Raw genomic sequence first — 19797 nt, 5'->3', positions numbered from 1 at the left:
AGCCATTCGTCATCTTCTTACTTCATGTAGGCCCTGACAACGTCGATCAGCTCGGATGCACCTTCGTCACGGTCCTTCTGTACCAGTCCTTCGGCGGCGATATGCATTCGGATGTGGTCTTCCAGGACTTCGCCCATGAGGCCGTTTATGGCTCCACGGACGCCAGCGATGAGCTGCATCACTTCCTCGCAGCCCTTTTCCTCCTCAAGCATCCGCTCAATGCCTTCCACCTGTCCCTTGATGCGGCGAACCCGGTTTATAAGTTTCTGCTTCTCGCGGATCGTATGGTTCATGCGGATGCTCCTCGGATGTAAGTGATCAGGCTGCTCGGGACTCGACCTCGACCGTCACATGCGACAGGTCATGGATCACTGCGAGCTTGGACCGGTAATAGGAAGGTGCCCGAGGTTTGTCAGTGACAATGGAGATGATCGCACCATGGTGGCCCGGACCAAGCTGCCATACGTGCAGATCGACGATCTGAGCATCTTCCCTGCTGATGATCTGCTCAATTTCCTCCGGAAGGTCTTCGTCCTTAGGGACGTAATCGAGGAGGACGCTCCCCGCATCGCGGATAAGGCCCCACGACCATCGGGCGATTACGACTGCTCCAACAATGCCGATTGCCGGGTCAAGCCAGAGCCAGCCGTAGACACTGCCAAGGACAAGCGCTGCAATGGCCAGAACGGAGGTCAGCGCATCGGCCAGGACGTGCAAATATGCAGCTCTGAGGTTCTGATCCTTGGTCGCGTTGCGGTCGTGCGAGTGGCCGTGATCATGTGAATGATGGTGGTCGTCTTTCAACAGCCATGCACACACCAGATTCACCAGCAAGCCGATGACGGCCACGATTATGGCTTCCTGGAAATCGATGGTGACAGGTGCCTGGAAGCGGAGAAAGCTCTCCCACCCGATCAAGAGCGCGATCAGGGCCAGAACGATAGCACTGGCGAATGCCGCCAGATCGCCCAGTTTACCTGTGCCGAACGAGAAGCGGGGATTGCCAACGTGCTTGCGCGCATAGAGATAGGCCAACGCGGCAATAAGCATCGCAGCAGCATGGGTGGACATATGCCAACCGTCTGCCGTCAAAGCCATCGACCCAAATACATTGCCTGCCACGATCTCGACGACCATCATGCTGGCCGTGATGGCGATCACCAACCAGGTACGTCGCTCGTTCCGGGCATGGTCGTCACCGAGGAAGACGTGTTCATGGGACGCGTTTAGGGCTCTGTTATGGCAACGGTCGTGAGCGTGCGAATGCTCATGGTCGTAGTTCGGATCCGATGGCGCACTCATATCTGAACTCCGTTTCTATAATATAGGGGGATACTCTATATTGGAGCAAGTTGCAACCCGTCTTCTGCTTATAGGTAGTCCGGCCAGTGTCAGAAACACTTCCATCATCGATGATGACCGCTATGGTGGCGCAAAGCGGACGCAACATCTTCTCCGCAATTAGGATGGTGAGCAACAGAGGTGGCTTCTATTGCTCATAAACATATGATAGTGAGAGCGATAGAAACGGATGTTATCGCTCATGCCCTGGAACTGGACACAGCCTGATTGGCCACATTTTCGCTATGACGCTTCTGCGCTCGCGGCACTGGAACAGCGATTTCTGCTCTCCTCCGGCGAGGTCATCGGCGCTGTGCGCCACATTGATCCCGACGAGCGCGACCGGTTGCGCATCGAACTCTTGAGCGACGAAGCGGTCAAGACGAGCGCGATTGAAGGCGAAACATTGGACCGCTTGAGCGTTCAGTCATCACTGCGGCGACAACTCGGCCTGGACACGGACCGGCGTTCGGTGCAACCGCGTGAACACGGGATCGCGGAAATGACGGTCGACGTTTATGACACCTATGCCCTGCCGTTCGATGACGCCACACTGTTTCGGTGGCATACCATGTTGATGGCAGGCAGTCGGCATTTGGAGAGTATTGGTGCTTATCGCAGCCATTCCGACGCCATGCAGATCGTCTCTGGCCAGTTGGACCGTCCGACGATTCATTTCGAGGCGCCGCCATCAGCGCAGGTACCAGACGAAATGCACCGGTTCATATCGTGGTTCAACACAAGCGCCCTGACCGGCGGCACGCCCCTCCCCGCGCTTACCCGCGCCGGGCTTGGCCATTTGTGGTTCGAAAGCATTCACCCGTTCGAGGACGGTAATGGACGGCTTGGTCGCGCACTGGCCGAAAAAGCACTCGCCCAGTCACTGGGACAACCGAGCCTGATCATGCTCAGTTTTACCATCGAGCAGCAACGGAAAGCCTATTACGACCAACTGGAAATCCATCAGCGAACCCTCGACGTCACCGAATGGTTGGTATCGTTTTCCCAAACCGTGCTGACGGCTCAACAAACAACACTGGATCGCGTCGCCTTTTACATCGCCAAGGCACATTTCTACGACCGTTACAGGGGAGCGTTCAATCCCCGTCAGGAGAAAGTCATTGCGCGTCTGTTTGAGGCGGGCCCCGAGGGCTTTATCGGTGGCCTCAGCGCAGACAATTATCTCGCCATCACCCGCACGTCGCGCGCCACCGCCACCCGCGATTTGCAGGACCTGGTCGACAAAGGGGCGTTGACGCGCAGCGGTCAGCTTCGTTTCACCCGATACGCGCTGAACTGGGGCAGACCGGTTGGGGAATTCTGATTTAGAGTCAATAACGAGCTCGACCCCTCCTTTGTAAGTGAAGGTAGCTTCAATTCAAGATTGCTAGTCAAGAAGCGAACTATCGTTAGAGCATAGACCGCTCGCCTTGAAAGGGTATGAACCGCTGACCCTGTCATCGGGAGATGTGTTGATTGCTCGTCAGAAGCTGATTATCCCGGAGGAACGTTGCCTCACCCAAAAGCAATATTGGTGGAGAAATCCGTTAAATAGTTCGAATTTATTGGATTCAGGCGTATTCATAATTTATGGAGCTAAGGGATCTGCGCCAGTTCTCCGACGTTTCTACTTATTCGATAAATGCGCGACATAATTGTTTGCCGTCATAATCAATTCTCTGGAGGCGAGCCAAGTATTCGGCGAACACCATCCTTTGAGAACGGTTGTGCCAATTGTGCGAGAAATCCCTTTGCAACCTGCCCCTTGATGCCAATGTCTGTGGATGAGGGTCGATCCGGGTTATGATAGGTTCTGAATATCTGGTCGAACAAGACAATGTTCTCGCCGTAATTGGTATTTCCTTCGCGAATGTCCTTCGAATGGTGCCAACGATGGAGGCGGGGCGTACTAAAGACATAGTCGAATATCCCCGTCCTCATGTCGACATTGCAATGGGTGAGAATGCCCGCAAAGGCAGTGATGGCACCTAACCACCAAAATATCTGTAGTGGTGCGCCCAAGAAATAAAGCGGAGCTTGGCTTAGCCCGACCTTAAACAGGGAATCGACGACATGAAACCGACCGGTGTTGACGACCCAAAGCCGGGTCACAGAGTGATGCAATGCGTGGAAGCGCCAAAAGAACAATCGTTCGTGCGCGATGCGATGAGACCAATACAGGCCGAACTCCGCAATGATTACGGCCAATGCAACCTGTAGCACGCAAGGCAATGTGGTCGGCCAGAAGCTAAACTGAAGCGTAGCCAGCGGCTGCAGAAAGCTGGCAGCGATCATGGGAAACAGCGCCGCAGCAAGTGCGGCGACTTGAACAAGTCCTTTGGTCAACAACGTATGAGCGATATCATTCCAGGTCTCACCATCTGCCTCAAGCCAGCATCCTTCATATGGAATAATGCGTTCCATAATAAACAACACAGCGACGGCGGCAGCATACACTACGGTGAACAATACCATAGGGTGATCGCTGTCGAAGGCGAACTTGGCACCAACCAGCCCGGAAAAGAACACCAATGGCCAGCCGCAATATCGCAAAGCCCATCTGAATAGCTCGAAGTTCAACATTACTTTGAAGTTCCTGTCTGGGCGAACTTTCAATCGTTCCGGGCACGATTGGTACAGCGGGATGTAACCTTTCACAGTTAAGCATAAGTCTGCAACCCCTGTTTCACCGGCAACACCTTAAGAAGATATGAACCACTGGCCTCCTCTGTTGAGAGATGATCTGATTGCCAGTCAAGAATCGCAAGTAGGTGGCTATCAAAGCCCGTTTCGGCGAAAGTGAAGCCCTGCGGGGGACATGCCGGGCCTCGTTTCGGAAAGGCGAGTTGGGGATAACTGCCTTTCCGAATTTGGCGGAGAAGCCTGAATGGTTTTCCGGGATGATGCCTATTCGGCTGCCAGTGCTGATCGCACGGTTGTCATAGACGGTTCTTTCACTGCGGCCTCCGCCGAGGGCTTAATTCTAAACCAGGCCGCATAAAGGGCTGGAAGGAAGAGCAGGATCATTGCTGTCCCGACAGCTGTTCCACCGATCAGCGTATAAGCCATTGAACCCCAGAACACTGAATGGGTCAGCGGAATGAAGGCAAGTACGGCAGCAAGCGCTGTCAGGATAACAGGCCGCGTGCGCTGAACAGTCGCCTCGATGATGGCGTGATAATCATCAAGACCGGCAGCCTGATTTTCTTTAATCTGTTCGGTGAGAATTAGCGTGTTACGCATTAAAATTCCCGCAAGACCAATCAAACCGAGGATGGCATTAAAACCGAAGGGTTGATTAAAGATCAGCAGAACCGGGACAACGCCTGCAAGCCCTAGCGGCGCAGTCAACATGACCATTGTCATCGTCGACAAACTCCTGACTTGCAGGATAATGACGATCAGCATTGCTGCAATCATTGCCGGGAAAATCTTGACGAGAGCCACGTTGGCCTTGAGTGACTCCTCAATATTCCCCCCCATTTCAATGCGGTAGCCGACAGGAAGCGACGCGATCAAAGGCTGAAGTGCTGTCATGACTTGCTGCGAAACCTCTGGTGGCTGGGTAGTTTCATTGATATCGGATCGAATTGTCACAACAGACATCCGGTCCCGACGTTTTAAAATCGGTTCCTCCATTCGAATTTCGGTGTGGCCTATCTGATCGAGTGGAATCTGGCGACCATCCCTGCTCATGAGCGAGAAGTCTCCCAATCGGGACGGATCCAGCCTGGTTGGCCCGGCGCTTCTGGCCACAACCGGCACGTCACGGATATTTTCCCGGACCTGCGTCACAGGAAGGCCGCTGAGAAGCAACTGCAACTGTTGTGCTGCTTCGACCGGTGACAGGCCGATCAGCTTCAGGCGATCCTGATCCGGTATGAAGCGCACAACCGGCGTGCGGTTACCCCAATCCCGATTGGGCTGACGCACGTCTGGAACCGTCTTCATTATTGCAAGCGCCTGTTCCGAGAGCTTGTACAGGTTTGCCGGATCGGGTCCGATGATGCGAAATTCAACGGGAAACGGTGTGTAGGGACCAAATACAAGCTGCGTTACACGTACGTAAGCTTCCGGCGCAAGACCCTGCGATATAGCTTCGCGAAGGTGGTGTTTGAGTTCCTCGCGTGTTTCTGCGTTCGGCGTCAAAATAACTATTTTTGCAAAAGCCGGATCAGGCAATTCCGGAGCCATGGCGAAGAAGAAACGGGGTGCACCCTGCCCGACATAGCTGGTGACAATCTTTGCTTCCGGTTGCTCCTTCAGCCAATATTCCAGTTTTTCGACCGTAGCCGTCGTTGTCTCGATACTGGTACCTTCAGGCATCCGTATTTCGACCAGAACTTCAGGCCGATCGGACGTCGGAAAGAATTGCTGTTTGACGGCGCCCATACCGACAACCGAGAGCGCCATCAATATACCCACGATCGCGCAGGTCATGAATTTATGGCGAACGGCAAACTCGATTGTCTGCCGCAGTCGACGATAGTTTGGCGTATTGTAGATCGCGTGATGTCCGCCTTCCACGGGCTTGATTGCAGGAAGCAGCTTCACACCAAGATATGGCGTGAACACAACCGCTACAAACCACGACACGATGAGGGCGAAGCCGACAATCCAGAATATATTACCGGCATATTCGCCCGCGGTTGAACGCGCAAAACCGACGGGCATAAGGCCAATAATCGTCACGAGTGTGCCAGACAGCATGGGTGCAGCGGTATGGCTCCACGCATAGGCAGCAGCCTTGATACGGTCCATACCTTCTTCCATCTTAACCACCATCACCTCGATCGCGATGATGGCATCATCGACAAGCAAACCGAGCGCAAGAATGAGCGCACCGAGCGTGATACGGTCAAAAAACCGGCCCGTCTCCAGCATTATGAGGAACACCACGGCCAGCGTTAGCGGCACGGCCAGTGCAACAACAATTCCTACCCGCCAGCCAAGACTGACGAGGCTGACGAAGAGAACCACGCCAAGTGCCATGGCAAATTTGAGCATGAATTCACCGACGGCAGTATCGATATTCACCGCCTGATCGCTCACCTTGTCGAGCGTCATTCCGAGAGGCAGAGACTGCGCAATCGTTGCCGAGCGTTCCTCCAGTGCCTTTCCAAGGTCAAGACCGTTCCATCCCTGCTGCATCACAACGCTGAGCATGATTGCGGGTTCACCCTGATGGCGGATCAGATAGGTCGCTGGCTCCTCATAACCGCGCCTTACTTCGGCAAAATCCGAGAGCTTTAATGTTCGTCCTGCTGCAACAATAGGCGTTTCAGCAACAGATTGAATACTGTTATAGGCCCCATCAAAACGTATGAACACTTGCGGCCCGCGCGTATCGATGGAACCTGCCGGCGTGACCGCATTTTGCCGTTGCAAAGCCGTCGCTATATCCTGTGCCGTGATACCAAGTGTGGCCAGCTTCGCGTAAGAAAATTCGACAAATATCTGCTCGGGACGCTCGCCAAGGATATTGATTTTCTTGACGCCCGGAACGTGCAGCAGATCCTGGCGAATTGTTTCTGCCTGACGCACGAGGTCGCGCATAGGCATTCCTTTGGCTTTCAGCGCATAAAGGGCGAAACTGACATCAGAATATTCGTCGTTGACGAAGGGGCCAAAGACGCCTGCAGGCAGATTGCGCGCTTCGTCACCCAGCTTTTTGCGGGCCTGATAAAACTCTTCCTCAACTGCACTTGCGGGCGTGTTGTCTTTCAACGTAACGGTCAGATATGCGTATCCGGGACGCGTTGTTGTTTCCACCCGATCATACCACGTCAATTCCTGTAATCGCTTTTCAAGCGGTTCTGCGACGAGATCCTGCATTTCACGTGAAGTTGCGCCTGGCCACACCGCTGTGACGGTCAAAGTCTTGATTGTGAACGATGGATCTTCTGCACGGCCGAGGCTCAGAAATGCGTAAACACCTGCGGCCGCCATCAATATGATGAAGAAGAGAGTTACGGCACGCTCACGCACCGCCAATGCAGACAGATTGAAGTTCATTGGTTTTCCACCTTCAACTGTTGCTCCGTTCGAACAGCATCACCTTCCCTGAGGAGATGCGCGCCGAGAGCAACGATCTGCTGGCCGGCTTCGACACCAGAGACGAGAGCATTCTCCTGACCTACCTCTTCAATTGTCACCGGAACCAGATGGACTGTGGAGGTCGCCGAATTAACGACCCACACGCCAGTTCTATTTCCATCGTCCAGAACAGCGCTGACGGGAACAGAAATACCGGTAGCCTGACTGCTATCCGAAACCTCGACCGTGACCGTTGACCCAAGAGGCGCAGACGCGGCGGCCCCTTCAAGCACATAGCGCGCTTCATAGGTTCGGGTTTGTGCGTCGGCTGAATCCGATATCTGACGAAGACGCGCGTTACCGCCGCTTTCGCCATTTCCATAGATGTTTGCTCTGGCAACCGATCCGAGCGTTGGCCTCACTGTTTCAGGCAACCAAACGACTGCCTCGCGCGGACCGTTGTGAGCAAGCTGAGCCACTGTCTGACCCGCGGCGACAACCTGTCCCGGTTCGCCCAGAGTGTTTACGACCATACCGTCAGCATCTGCGGTCAGGACCGAATAGCTGGCTTCGTTTTCTGCAACGCGGGCTTCTGCCTCTGCGGCCGATAGCTGAGCCGCAGCCGTGTCGAGAGCAGCCTTTGCCTGTTCGTAACGCTGTGGCGTCGCTGCCAGTCCTTTTCTAACCAGGATCGCATAGCGTCGTTCGTCCGCCTGAGCTTGTACGAGGATTGCGCGTGCTGCATCAATTGCATTTCGCTTCGCAGTCAGTGCCAACTGCAAATCTGTCTCATCAATACGCATAAGGGCTTGTCCAGCCCTGACTTGTTGTCCGACGTCCACCAGCCGCTCAACAATCTTCCCTGGCACACGAAACCCGAGATTGCTCTGGATTTTTGCTTCGACCGTACCGGTAAATGAACGTGTCTGGGAGCCGGCTGACTGTGCTGCAACCAGACGAACCAGAGCTGGTGCACTACGTGGATCGGCATCGGTCCGTTCATGGCCGGATCCTTCGAATAAGATGAACGCAGCGACACCCAATGCAGCAATGCCGCTGCCTAATGTCAAAACGTGTTTGCGCTTCATAGCAGGTGGACCTTCTAAACGGACAAAAGCGATTTATTTAGATTGCAATTAACATCTAAATTTGTTATAGATGTCAAATGAAATCTAAAGGAGGTGGCAAATGAGAGTCAGCCGAGCGCAGGCGGAAGCCAATCGCGAGACAGTGATCGATGTTGCAAGCAGGCTTTTCCGGCAGCATGGATTTGATGGCATCGGACTAAAGGACTTGATGAAGGGCGCCGGCCTGACACAGGGGGGCTTTTATAAGCAGTTCGAATCCAAAGATGATCTAGCGGCCAAAGCATCACGCCGCGCGATGGAAGGCGCTACTCGCAGGTGGGCCGACGCTGCTGCGGGCAACGCCGTTCAATTGGAAGCGATTTTGAATCTCTATCTCTCCCTCGACCATCGGGATGAAATTGGAGATGGATGCCCTCTCGTGGCGCTTGGCGCCGACGTTGCACGCCAAAGCCCGGATGTGAAAGCTCCCTTCGAGGATGGTATCCGCGGCCATCTGGCCGTTCTTGATGAACTGCTCACAAGCACACCGGCCCGAGAAAGAAGCGACAGAGCCATGGCACTGCTTTCCATCATGGTTGGTGCCGTTACGCTTTCTCGCGTTGTGAACGATAAGGACCTATCCAAACGATTTCTCGATGCGGCAGCTGCCGAAGCAAGGCGCATGAGCGGTCTGGCCGGTGCTCGTTCAGAATCAATGGATTGAAATCGGAGTATTCGTCATGCGCCGTATCGTTGTGACAGGAATGGGGGCAGTCAGTCCCCTTGCGGCCAATGTGCCGGTAACGTGGTCTCGTTTGCTTGCCGGGCGTTCGGGCGTGAAACGACTTTCCGATGACATTGTGGGCGATTTGCCATCGAAAATCGGTGGTGTGGTGCCATCCATATCGGAAGACACTGAGGCGGGCTTTGATGCTGATAGTGTTCTTGCCCCAAAAGATCAGCGTAAGGTAGACCGTTTCATATTATTCGCCCTTGCAGCCGCTGACGAGGCGCTAAAGCAGGCTGGATGGCAACCTGTTTCGGAAACCGAGAAAGAGCGGACCGCAACCATCATAGCATCCGGCATTGGCGGTTTTCCCGCTATTACAGAGGCAGTCCGAACCGTTGACCAAAAAGGTGCCCGTCGTCTTTCACCGTTCACCGTTCCGTCGTTCCTCGTCAATCTGGCAGCAGGACAGGTATCAATCCGCCATGGTTTTAAAGGGCCAATTGGAGCACCGGTCACGGCCTGTGCGGCCGGTGTTCAGGCAATCGGAGACGCCGCACGCCTCATCAGATCCAACGAAGCCGATATCGCGATATGTGGCGGGACGGAGGCCTGCATCAACGAAGTCAGCCTGGGCGGATTTGCAGCCGCACGATCATTGTCAACGGGTTTCAATGATACTCCTGAAAAAGCCTCCCGTCCGTTCGACACCCAACGTGACGGATTTGTTATGGGCGAAGGTGCCGGCATCCTTGTGATAGAAGCACTCAGTCACGCTTTGGCGCGTGGAGCAACTCCGCTGGCTGAACTGGCTGGATACGGAACATCTGCTGACGCACATCACATCACCTCAGGGCCCGAAGACGGCAGCGGCGCGCGACGGGCGATGGAGCTTGCCGTATCCCAGGCTGGCATTTCCTATGACGATGTCGCGCATATCAATGCGCACGCGACTTCTACCCAGATCGGAGATCTGGGCGAAATGACGGCCATAAAATCCGTATTTGGGTGCCGGGCCGACTTGGCAGTCAGCGCAACCAAATCGGCGACTGGCCATCTCCTGGGCGCAGCCGGTGGACTGGAAGCGATTTTCACGATCCTTGCTCTGCGTGACCAGATCGCACCACCCACTCTTAATCTGGATGACCCGGATAGTGCCGGTGAAGGTCTCGGGTTCGTGGCGAAAGAAGCCCAGTCGAAAGTCATGGAGTATGCACTTTCCAATGGTTTCGGCTTCGGAGGAGTGAATGCCAGCGTGCTTTTCCGCCGTTGGAACAACGAAATTTGAAACAGAAATCCGGACAGACCGACTTACAGCCGTTAGTCGTGAAACACTGAGGACAGCTTCCATGAATCGCTCAAAACCTGATGTTGCTCTTGTCACCGGGGCCTCTTCCGGCATCGGCCTGGCCACGGCAAAAGCATTGCTTAACGCCGGATACCGCGTGTTCGGAACAAGCAGGCGCGCAAATTACGAAAATGTCGACGGCATCACCATGGTGCCTTGCGATGTCACTGATGAGACGTCGGTGGCAAAGCTGGTCGAGACTGTCTTGAAGGAAGCAGGTTCGATTGATGTGCTGGTAAACAATGCCGGTATTGGCCTCCTGGCCGGGGCGGAAGAATCCTCAATCGCTCAGGCGCATGCCTTATTTGATGTGAATGTCTTCGGCGTCATTCGAGTTACGAATGCGGTATTGCCCGTAATGCGCAAACAGAAGTCAGGCCGCATTATAAATATGAGCTCGGTACTGGGTCTCATCCCGTCGCCCTACAATGCGCTTTATGCCTCAACCAAACATGCGATAGAGGGTTATTCGGAATCTCTCGATCACGAGATTCGCACGTTTGGAGTTCGGGTGGTTCTGATCGAGCCTGCCTATACTCGCTCCGCCTTTGAGGAAAATGTACTGAAGCCCGACCAGCCTATCGGCCTATATGAGCCGATGCGCTTTACGATGTCGGAGCACTTGCGTGATCAGATCGCTGTCGGAGATACCCCTGAAACGGTAGCGACTACAGTTGTCGCAGCTGCAACTGCGTCTTCTCCCAAGCGCCGCTACACCGCCGGAAAGCTCGCTGGAAAAATACGACTGCTGCGTCGGCTCGTACCTGAAGCGGCATTCGATAAAAGCCTGCGTAAACAATCGGGACTACCGGTCTAGTTGAGCAGTTATCCCATAACTTAAGGGTTCTCATTATGAAAATTGGTATTATCGGTGCCGGCAATATTGGTGCTACCCTCGCGAGGAAGTTGGCAGCATCCGGTCATGAAGTTAAAATTGCAAACTCAAAAGGACCGGGATCTCTTCGCGCGCTGGCGCGCGACATCGGTGCGGCAGCCGTATCGAAGGAGGTGGCGTTAGAAAATGTCGATGTCGTTATTCTCTCGATCCCATTTGGAAACAATCGAGATCTTATGTGTCGCTTTTTGAAAGTTACCCGAGGCACCATTATCGTAGATACTTCGAACTATTATCCGTTTCGCGACGGCGTGATTTCAGGCATCGATGGTGGCGTACCAGAGAGCGTCTGGATCGAGCTGCAACTTGGACTTCCGGTTATCAAGGCCTGGAATGCTGCATTGGCGACCACTCTGGCCGAACGAGGCCGCCCTAAGGGGACAGGCGTACGCATAGCGATACCTGTGTCCGGTGACGAGCCAGTTGCCAAGGCGATAATCATGGAGCTCGTCGAGGAAACCGGTTTCGACACTGTCGACGCCGGAATTATATCGGACTCCTGGAGACAACAACCCGGAACGCCCGCTTATTGCACGGAGCTTGCCAAGGACGAATTGATCGAGGCACTGGAATCGGCTGACAGGCTCAAAGCACCAGTTAATCGAGATCGTCTGATTGAGAAATTCATGCGGTCTCAAGGCGGCGTTACACATGATGAAATAGTTGAACTAAATAGAATTGAGACTAAGTAACTGAGCCAGTCGTTTCATTCCCAGATTGCCAGTCAAGATTCTGTCTCGGGAGACGCGGCGTCCTATCGCGAACTCTCGCCACAATTCTTTTTCTACTGACCGCAGTATCCATCGTCATATTCAACATTTGGAACAATATATCGTGAGCGTTGCGGGCAGAGTAACATGGGGCAATTTGCAACGGATGGAAGAGCTTCAGTGGGCTTCACGCATCTTTGCTGTTTTAAACCCAGAAAACTGCCGAATTCCAACGGGAACTAACATGAGCAAGCCCAACATCGATGAGTAAATCTCCGGTGCAACTAATAGAACCGCCGCCAAGATCATAAGGATGTTCTCCCAAGGCTTTGTTCTCACCAACAAAAAGCCAGAGAGCGCAGCGCCAAGTGCGGTAATACCGATGGCGCAACCGAAAAACGCTATAAAGAAGTCAGGCCAATTGAAATTGGATGTTACCAATAACAGCGACGGCGAAAAAACGAAGACAAACGGCACCAATACTTTGCCCAATCCCAAGCGAAACGCCGTATTACCGGTCTTGAATGGATCGGCCCCCGCCATACCCGCAGCTGCATAGGCGGCGAGCGCCACGGGTGGTGTTATGTCGGCCAGAACGCCGTAATAGAATACAAAGAAATGCGCGACGATGGGCTCCACACCAAGAAGCCCCAGAGCAGGTGCGGCAATCGTGGCCATAATGATGTAGTTCGCCGTTGTCGGAATGCCGCACCCCATGAGGATGCAGACAATTCCGGTCATTATGAGCGTAAAAAGGAGTGTGAGACTCTGCGGTCCAAACCAGCTAACTGGCAGGATCGTCCCAAAAAAGCCGGCGAGCTGGGCGGCTGTCGATGTTACTATATAGGAAATTTTGAAACCAACCCCGGTGAGCGTTACCACGCCCACTATAATGCCGACAGTAGCCGCCGCTGCACCAACGGCAAGAGCGTATTTCGCACCGTCTCGCAGACCGTCAAGTATCTCCCCCACCGTCATGCGCTTGCGGGGATTAAGAAGGCCGACCGCAATACACAAGGTTATACCCCAGAAGGCCGCGAGATAAGGCGTATAACCGGACAACAGAACACCAATCAGCACCACGAGTGGAATGACTGTCGGCCAATCGCGCTTAAAGGCCTCACCGAGATCTGGCAACTCCTCCTTGGTCATGCCGCGCAAACCATTGCGCTTGGCCTCAAAATGAACCTGCATCAACACACCGAAAAAATGCATAAAGGCCGGCACAATAGCGGCCAGGATGATAGTCGTATAAGGCAAGTTGAGAAATTCGATCATCAGGAACGCAGCTGCACCCATGATCGGAGGCGTAATTTGTCCCCCCGTTGAGGATGCCGATTCCACCGCTGCCGCGAAATGCCTTTTATATCCAAGCCGGATCATCGCAGGGATAGTCAGAGAACCGACCGTGACCGTGTTGGCGACTGAAGAACCAGAGATCATACCGAATAGCGCTGAGCCAAAAATCGACACCTTTGCAGGTCCGCCAGCGAAGCGCCCTGCCACCCAGGCTGCACAATCAAGAAACAACTGCCCCAAACCAATGCGGGTTGCGAAAACACCAAACAAGACAAAATGGAAGACATAGGTGGCAACGACGCCGAGCGCGATACCATAGATGCCCTGCGTCGTCAGATAAAGATGATCAATCAATTGGCTTACAGTCGCACCCGGATGAACCAATATGCCGGGCATATGGCGTCCATAGAGCGCGTAAAGCATGAACAGAATTGAGATAATGGGCAGCGGCCAGCCCACCGAGCGCCGTGTCGCCTCCAGAAGCACTACGACCAACAAACCTCCAAGAACAACGTCTGTGGTGGTCGGGTTGCCAACCCGGAAAGCAAGATCGTCAAGCGGTATTAAAGGGACGTGCAGTACTGCCACAACAGCGATAATCGCCAACGTCCAGTCAATGATAGAAATACCGAGAGGCCTTAGCAGCGAAGAGGTTTCAGGCTGATCGTAACCCTTGCGCGAAAAGGGGAAGACTAGAAAAACCAGGCCCAACACGAAGGAAAGATGGATGCCGCGATGCACCATTTCCGACAAAAGGCCGAAACCTGCGGTATAGTAGTGAAACAAAGATAAAACGATGAGCAGGAACCCGACGATACGAGCGGCAATCGGCGCCAGCGGACGAAACCGTATCTCGGAATCGAACTGCTCTTCAAGCTCTCGTGCTTTGGCCTCATCCAATTCCATGGGCGAAAGTTTCGTTTCTTGACCGTTCACCACACCAGCCCTCCTTAGTTTCACATCCACCTGGATGTCATGAAACCCAACCTTTTGCGGGCACCAATCTGGCGCCCGCATCTCTGAGTTGTGTTTCAACGTGCCCATTCATTCCACTTGGAAAGGATAGACTTACTTAAGAACACCTGCTTCCTTGTAGAACCGCTCCGCACCTGGGTGCAGCGGAATTCCAAGACTGGTGGTTGCTGTATCAAGCTTGATAAGCTTGCCTTTTGCGTGACCGGCATCGAGAGCCTGCCTGCTTGCATCATTGAAGAGAGTCTTTGTGATGTTGTAGACCAGTTCATCCGGCTGCTTTGCGCTCGTCACCCACTGGGCCGCAACGGCGAGCGTTTCTGTCTGCCCAACATCCTTGTAGGTATCTGCCGGCACGGTATCCTTTGAGAAGAAAGTGTATTTTTCTCTGATCTTTTCAGCCTCGGGGCCGGAAATCGGAACAAGAGAAATGCCATTCGATGTAGCAAGCTCCGAAATCGCTCCCGTGGGGTATCCACCAACGAAGAAATAAGCATCGAGCGCGCCATCCTTCAGACGCTCGCCCGCCGGACCTGGCTTTAGATGCTCTGCTTTCACGTCACTTTCACTCAGGCCATAGGCCTCAAGAACGATCCGAGCATCAACAATCGTGCCAGAACCGGGCTCATCAATAGAAACGCGCTTCCCCTTGAGGTCGGCAACAGATTTGATCCCTGCATCTTTACGCGCTACCAGATGTATGGTTTCAGGGTAAAGAGTCGCGATCAGACGCAGATCTTCGACCTTGCCCTTGCCGTCATACAGGCCAGTGCCAGTATGAGCCCAGTAAGCAACATCCGACTGCGTAAAACCCGACTCCAGCGAGCCAGATTGAATCGCGTTGATATTAGCGACTGATCCGTTCGATGAAACAGCGGTGGCCACCAATCCTGGGACACCTTTATCTCCGGCACCGGAAATCGCATTCGCGATCAGCCCACCGATCGGGTAATAGGTGCCTGCCGTTCCACCGGTGCCGATGCGAAAAAACGCAGGAGCTTGTGCAAAAGCAATGCTCGTTCCAACGGCAACAAAACCTGCAACAACGGCAAATGCCGCCCGACGACTGAACTTTCTCACTGTCATTTTTCTCTCCGTTCCCTCATTAATTTTGTTTAAATTATGTCTTGGAGCATGAAAAGCTAGCCATGGCTTGTCAAGCGCTCGATCGGTCTTTGGTCGCTGCTGCCGGCCTGAAAGAATTACCCATTCAGCAAAATTGAATTTTTCGTCGCCGCTTCAATGTATAATTGCAATTTTCACAGTTATATATTTGATTGCCATCTAAATATTATTATCATTAATAATGAATACAATACGTTATATATAATATCAGCGTTATTTCGGCTTCGTATGCTGCTTTATAAAACACGAATCTATATTGATGACGTCAGAATTCCAAAACAGTTTGGGATTTTAGAAAGAATGCTGTAGCGTTCAGCAAGTCTGTGGGAGGACATTTTCGAATATGGCAGAAAAGCATTCTGCATAGACTTTTGTCTGATCGCTGAACTGATAGTCCAGCGGTATCTTTCGAGGTGAGGAGGGAGCATGCAATTTTTTAATCGTAAAACTACTGTTTGTCTGGCCATGGCTCTAGGATTAGCCGTCGGTGTAACGCAAACACGAGCTGAAGAATTTGTAAATATTCTGACGGGCGGCACCAGCGGCGTCTACTATCCGCTCGGGGTCGCGATGGAAAAAATCTATTCGAGCATTCCCGATGTGCGACCCTCGGTTCAGGCGACCAAGGCGTCCATCGAGAATATCAACCTAATTAATAGCGGTCGCGGGGAAGTCGCCTTCACGCTGGGAGATTCCCTGCGCGACGCTTATGAAGGCAATGAAGCTGCGGGCTTTAAAAAGAAGCTCACCAATCTCAGCACCCTTGCCGCGATATATCCGAATTATGTCCAGATCGTCGCCTCCAAGGAATCCGGCATCAAGACATTGGCCGATCTCAAGGGAAAACGTCTTTCCGTCGGCGCGCCCAAATCGGGAACCGAACTGAATGCTCGCACCATTCTGGAGGCCGCGGGGCTTTCTTATGACGATCTCGGCAAGATCGAATATCTGCCTTTCGCAGAATCTGTCGAGCTGATGAAGAACCGCCAATTGGACGCGACCTTGCAGTCTTCCGGACTTGGCGTGGCCTCGTTGCGCGACCTTGCCAACTCCGTGGACATCAACGTTGTTGAGGTTCCGGCAGACGTCATTGAGAAGATTGGTGCGCCTTATCAGGTCAACACAATCCCGGCGAATACCTATAGTGGCCAGGACAAGGACGTCGTGACGGCTTCCGTGATCAACTATCTGATCGTTCGTCCTGATATGGATGAAGAACTGGTTTACCAGATGACCAAGGGGTTCTTCGAGAATCTCGACCAGCTGGCTGCTGCTCATTCTTCCGCAAAGACAATCAAGCTCGACAAAAGCACCATCGTATCTCCGGTTCCGATCCACCCCGGCGCATTGCGTTACTACAAGGAAAAAGGCATCGAATAGGCTGGTTTGAGCTCTTTCGTCGGTTGGCGCCCGCGTAACAATCTCGGGCGCCGTCCCCCTTTTTAGCGGTTGAGGCCCGATTCTTCTACATGGCGTCGTTTCCGAAACCGTTGTTTCCAACATGCATAAACGGATGAAGGTTTGTTCATGACGCAGAGCGAGAAGAGTGCCGTAGAATCGGCCGAGCATATTCCCGCCTGGGGCACAGGCACAGGCGCAAAAATCCTGTTTGCCATTGCCGTGGCTTTTTCGGTTTTCCAGCTTTGGACTTCCGCTTATTCCCCATTGCCAAGTCAGGTCGTCCGCTCCGTCCATGTGGGCTTTCTGCTTCTGCTTCTTTTCGGCCTTTATGCCAATGCGAGCACTGTCGCTGCAAAGCGAGCGGCGTTCTGGCTGGCGGCAATCCTCACCTTCGCGCTCAGTCTTTATCATTGGGTATTCTACGAAGACCTTGTAATTCGGGCGGGCGAACCCAATACGCCGGATATCGTAATCGGCATTCTCGTGGTCGCTCTCGTCTTCTGGGCTGGGAAAAAGATGATGGGCTGGACCTTGCCGCTCATCTGCGCGATATTTCTGGCATATGGTTTGTTCGGACAATATTTGCCGCAGCCGCTTAATCACCGCGGGTATGATTTCGAGCAGGTGGTCGAGGTTCTGTTTCTGGGAACAGAAGGAATTTACGGCACGCCGATCTATGTCTCGTCGAGCTATATTTTTCTGTTCATCCTGTTCGGGGCTTTTCTTGAGCGTGCGGGCATGATCCAGCTCTTCAACGACATTGCGATGGGCACGGTCGGCGCATCGCGGGGTGGCCCGGCAAAAGTTTCGGTGATCTCCTCTGCCTTGATGGGAACGATCAACGGGTCCGGCGTCGCCAATGTCGTGACCACGGGCGCGTTCACCATTCCGCTTATGAAGCGGTCCGGCTTCCGCCCGGCCTTTGCCGGTGGTGTCGAGGCTGTGGCGTCAATGGGTGGCCAGATCATGCCCCCGGTCATGGGCGCGGTTGCTTTCATCATGGCCGAAACGCTGGGTCTGCCTTATGTTGAGATCGTCAAAGCGGCAATTGTGCCTGCTATTCTGTATTTTATAACTGTCTTCGTGATGGTTGATCTCGAGGCGCGTCGCCTTAAGATGAAAGGCCTCAACAAAGGCGAAATGCCAAGTGCTCTCGAAGCAATCAGAAAACGCTGGTTTCTGGTTCTGCCGCTCGTCGCATTGGTATGGCTGCTTTTCTCCGGCTATACGCCACTTTTTGCAGGCACGGTCGGCCTTAGCCTGACCGCCCTCATCATTCTTGGTGTGCCGGTTTCCGGCTCCATGTCTATGCCTTTGCGTGTGCTGTTCTGGGTCACGCTGGGTGTCATGTCCGCCGCTGCATTTGGTACGACCTTCAGTATCTTCGGTTATGCCCTACGCGGCATTACGCTGATCATTGCTCTTGTAGCACTTCTGGTCGCGATAAATTTTCTGGTACGAGGCGGTCGTGAAACGCTCAGCCTTTGTCTTCAAAGTCTCGCGGAGGGCGCAAAGAACGCGCTTCCCGTCGGCATCGCCTGCGCCCTTGTTGGCGTCATCATCGGCGTTCTGGCGCTTACCGGAGCCGGGTCGACTTTCGCCCGCGTGATCGTCAGCGTTGGCGAAAACTCGCTGTTTTTCTCTCTGGTGCTAACCATGCTGGCGTGTCTTGTGCTTGGCATGGGCATTCCGACCATTCCAAATTACATCATCACATCGTCGATCGCGGGGCCTGCGCTTCTGCACCTTGAAGTGCCACTTCTGGTGTCGCACATGTTCGTCTTCTATTTTGGCATCATGGCCGATCTCACGCCGCCCGTTGCGCTTGCAGCTTTCGCGGCGGCGCCTATCGCGAGAGAGTCGGGCATGAAGATCGGCATGCAAGCGATCCGGATCGCAGTCGCGGGGTTCGCTGTGCCTTTCATGGCGGTGTATGAACCGGTCATCATGCTCCAAGAGGGCGGACCGCTTTCAGAAAAATTCGGTTTCTGGCCAGCCTTTGTCTATATGTTCATCAAGGCTCTGCTTAGCATTCTGCTTTGGGGCGCCGCCGCCATCGGTCATCTAAGAACACCGCTGAACATGTGGGAACGCATATGGGCTTTTGCTGCAATTGCTTTGATGCTTGCAACCTATCCCTATAGTGATGAGCTTGGCTTTGCTGCGTGCGCCGCGTTCTTGATATGGCACTTCTGGAGGTCGCGGCCTTCCGTTGTCGCGTCATCCGGTTGATGGCGGTCTGCATTGCAACGGCTGGCGGCGTCCTGAAAATCGCCGCTACAAGCTTCTTGCTGTCATGGACCCACAGCGTCGAAAAAGTGCCATGGCAGGAGTCCTGGACTGTCTCATCTCAGGGGCTGGTCTTGTCGGAAGCCCGCATCAAGGGCTCCGGCGCGGGGATGGATCCGCCTGCGGATGCGGTTCTGAAAGATGGCTGGTATATCTACCACCCAAATATTCCACCGCGTGGTGAAATCATCCTCGCAGCCTCCGGCAAGACGGGCGGAGGCTGGACTTTCTGTTCGAAAAAGAAATGTATGGAATTGGGTGGTAGGGCAGAAGAACCCATCCGTATACATATCTGCAACTAGTTCTGTTCGCGGTATTTAAGCGAACAGAATGATCTCGGAGAACGATCAACTATTTCAACCATTTGATTGCCAGTACAGGTTTCCTGCCCCAAATTTGCATGAGTAGCAATATCGCTCCTTACGCCTTGAATGGATATGAACCACTGTCCCCCGCAATAGGCGAAGTGCTGACTACTAGTCAAGAATTATGCAAATCGCCTTTTCAATGCAGTTTATAGTGGCTAGAGGCTCAGGCGGCTTCGAGGCGTCATATTCCCCCATACCAATCATATCCATAATCCTCCC

The 19797-nt window shown here is 53.5% G+C and carries 15 protein-coding genes; 8 read left to right on the top strand and 7 right to left on the bottom strand.

The window, feature by feature from the left end; all coding sequences use genetic code 11:
• Positions 1-17: 17 nt before the first annotated feature.
• Together FHW03_RS25080 and dmeF are read right to left on the bottom strand one after the other, a co-directional pair.
• The gene (locus tag FHW03_RS25080) at positions 18-293 is read right to left on the bottom strand and encodes a metal/formaldehyde-sensitive transcriptional repressor (RefSeq protein ID WP_182523142.1); all 276 of its coding nucleotides are present in this window, start codon (positions 291-293) and stop codon (positions 18-20) included.
• Between the two features lie 25 nt (positions 294-318).
• On the bottom strand, positions 319-1302 hold the full coding sequence (gene dmeF / locus FHW03_RS25075) for a CDF family Co(II)/Ni(II) efflux transporter DmeF (protein ID WP_182523141.1): 984 nt from the start codon (positions 1300-1302) through the stop codon (positions 319-321).
• A gap of 241 nt (positions 1303-1543) precedes the next feature.
• On the opposite strand from dmeF, the gene FHW03_RS25070 reads away from it, so the two are divergent.
• Positions 1544-2665: a Fic family protein gene (locus FHW03_RS25070; RefSeq protein WP_182523140.1), complete on the top strand. Its 1122-nt coding sequence runs from the start codon at positions 1544-1546 to the stop codon at positions 2663-2665.
• A 347-nt stretch (positions 2666-3012) separates the two neighbouring features.
• Here FHW03_RS25070 and FHW03_RS25065 read toward each other — a convergent pair whose 3' ends face one another.
• The 3 genes from FHW03_RS25065 to FHW03_RS25055 all read right to left on the bottom strand — a co-directional run bounded on the left by FHW03_RS25065 (position 3013) and on the right by FHW03_RS25055 (position 8465).
• Positions 3013-3924 (bottom strand): sterol desaturase family protein, encoded by a 912-nt coding sequence (locus FHW03_RS25065; protein WP_182523139.1) that lies wholly within the window; start codon positions 3922-3924, stop codon positions 3013-3015.
• Positions 3925-4248: 324 nt separating this feature from the next.
• Positions 4249-7356: an efflux RND transporter permease subunit gene (locus FHW03_RS25060; RefSeq protein WP_182523138.1), complete on the bottom strand. Its 3108-nt coding sequence runs from the start codon at positions 7354-7356 to the stop codon at positions 4249-4251.
• A complete protein-coding gene (locus FHW03_RS25055) occupies positions 7353-8465 on the bottom strand; it encodes an efflux RND transporter periplasmic adaptor subunit (protein ID WP_182523137.1) in 1113 nt (370 codons plus the stop codon). Before FHW03_RS25055 ends, FHW03_RS25060 begins: the two co-directional genes overlap by 4 nt.
• A gap of 100 nt (positions 8466-8565) precedes the next feature.
• On the opposite strand from FHW03_RS25055, the gene FHW03_RS25050 reads away from it, so the two are divergent.
• The 4 genes from FHW03_RS25050 (at position 8566) to FHW03_RS25035 (ending at position 12106) form a co-directional block, all read left to right on the top strand.
• The gene (locus FHW03_RS25050; RefSeq protein WP_182523136.1) at positions 8566-9168 is read left to right on the top strand and encodes a TetR family transcriptional regulator; all 603 of its coding nucleotides are present in this window, start codon (positions 8566-8568) and stop codon (positions 9166-9168) included.
• A gap of 16 nt (positions 9169-9184) precedes the next feature.
• On the top strand, positions 9185-10459 hold the full coding sequence (gene fabF, locus FHW03_RS25045) for a beta-ketoacyl-ACP synthase II (RefSeq protein WP_182523135.1): 1275 nt from the start codon (positions 9185-9187) through the stop codon (positions 10457-10459).
• A gap of 61 nt (positions 10460-10520) precedes the next feature.
• Positions 10521-11336 (top strand): oxidoreductase, encoded by an 816-nt coding sequence (locus FHW03_RS25040; protein ID WP_182523160.1) that lies wholly within the window; start codon positions 10521-10523, stop codon positions 11334-11336.
• Positions 11318-12106 (top strand): NADPH-dependent F420 reductase, encoded by a 789-nt coding sequence (locus FHW03_RS25035; protein WP_377515734.1) that lies wholly within the window; start codon positions 11318-11320, stop codon positions 12104-12106. Before FHW03_RS25040 ends, FHW03_RS25035 begins: the two co-directional genes overlap by 19 nt.
• A 195-nt stretch (positions 12107-12301) precedes the next feature.
• On the opposite strand, the gene FHW03_RS25030 is transcribed toward FHW03_RS25035, so the two are convergent.
• On the bottom strand, positions 12302-14329 hold the full coding sequence (locus tag FHW03_RS25030; RefSeq protein WP_182523159.1) for a TRAP transporter permease: 2028 nt from the start codon (positions 14327-14329) through the stop codon (positions 12302-12304).
• A gap of 162 nt (positions 14330-14491) precedes the next feature.
• Positions 14492-15481 (bottom strand): TAXI family TRAP transporter solute-binding subunit, encoded by a 990-nt coding sequence (locus FHW03_RS25025; RefSeq protein ID WP_007881537.1) that lies wholly within the window; start codon positions 15479-15481, stop codon positions 14492-14494.
• Between the two features lie 465 nt (positions 15482-15946).
• Between FHW03_RS25025 and FHW03_RS25020 the strand changes: the two genes are divergently transcribed.
• From FHW03_RS25020 to FHW03_RS25010, 3 genes are all read left to right on the top strand, one after another.
• A complete protein-coding gene (locus tag FHW03_RS25020; protein WP_182523133.1) occupies positions 15947-16900 on the top strand; it encodes a TAXI family TRAP transporter solute-binding subunit in 954 nt (317 codons plus the stop codon).
• Positions 16901-17047: 147 nt separating this feature from the next.
• Entirely contained in the window at positions 17048-19153 is a 2106-nt protein-coding gene (locus FHW03_RS25015) for a TRAP transporter permease (protein ID WP_182523132.1), read from the top strand.
• Positions 19153-19512 carry a DUF1850 domain-containing protein gene (locus FHW03_RS25010; RefSeq protein WP_182523158.1) on the top strand — a complete coding sequence of 120 codons (360 nt, stop codon included), beginning with the start codon at positions 19153-19155 and terminating at the stop codon, positions 19510-19512. The genes FHW03_RS25015 and FHW03_RS25010 overlap by 1 nt, the downstream gene beginning before the upstream one ends.
• The last annotated feature ends 285 nt before the right edge of the window (positions 19513-19797 follow it).

The organism is Ochrobactrum sp. RH2CCR150 (assembly GCA_014138095.1).
Taxonomy (GTDB): domain Bacteria; phylum Pseudomonadota; class Alphaproteobacteria; order Rhizobiales; family Rhizobiaceae; genus Brucella; species Brucella gambitense.
Note: the sequence above shows the minus strand (reverse complement) of the source record. Positions and strands in the feature narration are given on the sequence as shown.

Coding starts and splice junctions, on each gene's coding strand:
- dmeF (WP_182523141.1), bottom strand. CDS start 1,302: ATGAGTGCGCCATCGGATCCGAACTACGACCATGAGCATTCGCACGCT.
- FHW03_RS25065 (WP_182523139.1), bottom strand. CDS start 3,924: ATGTTGAACTTCGAGCTATTCAGATGGGCTTTGCGATATTGCGGCTGG.
- FHW03_RS25060 (WP_182523138.1), bottom strand. CDS start 7,356: ATGAACTTCAATCTGTCTGCATTGGCGGTGCGTGAGCGTGCCGTAACT.
- FHW03_RS25080 (WP_182523142.1), bottom strand. CDS start 293: ATGAACCATACGATCCGCGAGAAGCAGAAACTTATAAACCGGGTTCGC.
- FHW03_RS25010 (WP_182523158.1), top strand. CDS start 19,153: ATGGCGGTCTGCATTGCAACGGCTGGCGGCGTCCTGAAAATCGCCGCT.
- FHW03_RS25070 (WP_182523140.1), top strand. CDS start 1,544: ATGCCCTGGAACTGGACACAGCCTGATTGGCCACATTTTCGCTATGAC.
- FHW03_RS25015 (WP_182523132.1), top strand. CDS start 17,048: ATGACGCAGAGCGAGAAGAGTGCCGTAGAATCGGCCGAGCATATTCCC.
- fabF (WP_182523135.1), top strand. CDS start 9,185: ATGCGCCGTATCGTTGTGACAGGAATGGGGGCAGTCAGTCCCCTTGCG.
- FHW03_RS25020 (WP_182523133.1), top strand. CDS start 15,947: ATGCAATTTTTTAATCGTAAAACTACTGTTTGTCTGGCCATGGCTCTA.
- FHW03_RS25030 (WP_182523159.1), bottom strand. CDS start 14,329: ATGGAATTGGATGAGGCCAAAGCACGAGAGCTTGAAGAGCAGTTCGAT.
- FHW03_RS25025 (WP_007881537.1), bottom strand. CDS start 15,481: ATGACAGTGAGAAAGTTCAGTCGTCGGGCGGCATTTGCCGTTGTTGCA.
- FHW03_RS25040 (WP_182523160.1), top strand. CDS start 10,521: ATGAATCGCTCAAAACCTGATGTTGCTCTTGTCACCGGGGCCTCTTCC.
- FHW03_RS25050 (WP_182523136.1), top strand. CDS start 8,566: ATGAGAGTCAGCCGAGCGCAGGCGGAAGCCAATCGCGAGACAGTGATC.
- FHW03_RS25055 (WP_182523137.1), bottom strand. CDS start 8,465: ATGAAGCGCAAACACGTTTTGACATTAGGCAGCGGCATTGCTGCATTG.